3 protein-coding genes are annotated in these 1623 nt (G+C 70.7%); all 3 read right to left on the bottom strand.

Annotated features, from left to right (window positions below; genetic code table 11):
* Window positions 1-461, bottom strand: a 461-nt coding sequence (rsfS, locus tag SACSA_RS0103110) for a ribosome silencing factor (RefSeq protein WP_028661481.1), incomplete at its 3' end; no start/stop codon positions are given.
* An 89-nt stretch (window positions 462-550) separates the two neighbouring features.
* Window positions 551-1171, bottom strand: a complete 621-nt coding sequence (gene nadD, locus SACSA_RS0103105) for a nicotinate-nucleotide adenylyltransferase (RefSeq protein ID WP_028661480.1) — start codon at window positions 1169-1171, stop codon at window positions 551-553.
* Window positions 1172-1246: 75 nt separating this feature from the next.
* Window positions 1247-1623: PUA domain-containing protein (locus tag SACSA_RS21245; RefSeq protein ID WP_019813400.1), on the bottom strand; the 377-nt coding region annotated here is incomplete at its 5' end.

Below are 1623 nucleotides of genomic sequence, written 5' to 3'. Positions count from 1 at the left end.
CCGCCCGACGCGGCGGTGTCATCGGCGCCACCCGACGCGGCGGTGTCGGCGGCGCCGCCTGAGGCTGCGGTGTCCGAGGTGGCCGCTGCCGCGACCCGCTCGTCGAGCCCGTCCACCTCGATGCGCGGGCAGTCCTTCCACAGCCGTTCGAGGTCGTAGAAGGAACGCTCCTCGTCGTGCTGGATGTGCACGACGACGTCGACGTAGTCCATGAGCACCCACCGGCCTTCGCGGGTGCCCTCCCTGCGCACCGGCTTGTGCCCGACCGCGCGCAGCTTCTCCTCGACGTTGTCGACGATCGCGCCGACCTGCCGCTCGTTCGGCGCCGACGCGATCACGAAGACATCGGTGATCACGAGCCGGTCCGACACGTCGAGCAGGACCACGTCGATCGCCTTCTTGTCCGCCGCCGCGTTCGCGGCCACGGTCGCGAGGTCTCGGGCTTCCGCCGTCGCTGCCACGGTGCTCCTTCTCCGCTGTCCAACGTCTGCCGCAAGAGCCTACCCGCAGGCCCCGGCGCTCCACGCGGCCACGACCCCGTCGCGCGGTCTCACCCGCGGTGCCGCGCCATGGTGGACGAACGGTCGTGCCGGTACAGGCGCCGCTTGCTGATGTAGCGCACGACCCCGTCCGGCATCAGATACCAGATGGGTTCGCCGTCGCTCACCTTGTCCCGGCACGCGGTGGAGGAGATCGCCATGGCCGTCACCTCGACCAGGCTCACCTTGCCGTCCGGCAAGTGGTGGTCGTGCAACCGGTACCCGGGCCGGGTGACCCCGATGAAGTGGGCCAGGGTGAACAACTCGTCGGCGTCGCGCCAACTGAGGATCTGGGCCAGCGCGTCGGCGCCGGTGATGAAGAATAGTTCGTCCTCGGGGTACTCGGCATGCAGGTCGCGTAGCGTGTCGACGGTGTAGGTCTGCCCACCCCGGTCGATGTCGACCCGGCTGACCGAGAACACGGGATTCGACGCGGTGGCGATCACGGTCATCAGGTAGCGGTCCTCGGCCAGTGAGACCGACCGTTCGGCCTTCTGCCACGGCTGGCCGGTGGGCACGAAGATGACCTCGTCCAGCTCGAAGCGATGCTGGACCTCACTCGCGGCGACGAGGTGGCCGTGGTGCACCGGATCGAACGTGCCCCCCATGACCCCTATACGGCGTGCGGACATGGGAACCCACCCTAAAGCCTGTCCGGTCGCGGCCACCGCACACCGGCCGTGCCGTGTGGTCGCCGCGCGACCACGTCAGCGGAGTGGCACGAGGTCGTCGGCGTGGACGACCTCGCGGCGCTGCTCCGCCGGAAGCTCGTACGTGGAACGGCCGATGAGGTCGGGCAGTTCGGTCACGTCGAACGCGACCACTCCCCGGGCGACGACCTCCTGCGCGTGGTCGACGAGGTCGACCACATCGCCCGCCTGGAAGTCGCCGTCCACCCCGGTGACGCCGGCGGCCAGCAGGGAGCGCCGGTGGCCCACGACCGCCGCCACGGCCCCGTCGTCGAGGTGCAACCTGCCCCGGGAGCCCGCCGCGTAACCGAGCCAGAACCGCCGCGCCGACAACCGGGTGTCCGCCCGGGCGAAAGCCGTGCCGACCTCGGCGGCACCGAGCGCGCGCTTGGCGT

The organism is Saccharomonospora saliphila YIM 90502 (assembly GCF_000383795.1).
Classification (GTDB): Bacteria; Actinomycetota; Actinomycetes; order Mycobacteriales; family Pseudonocardiaceae; genus Saccharomonospora; species Saccharomonospora saliphila.
Note: the sequence above shows the minus strand (reverse complement) of the source record. Positions and strands in the feature narration are given on the sequence as shown.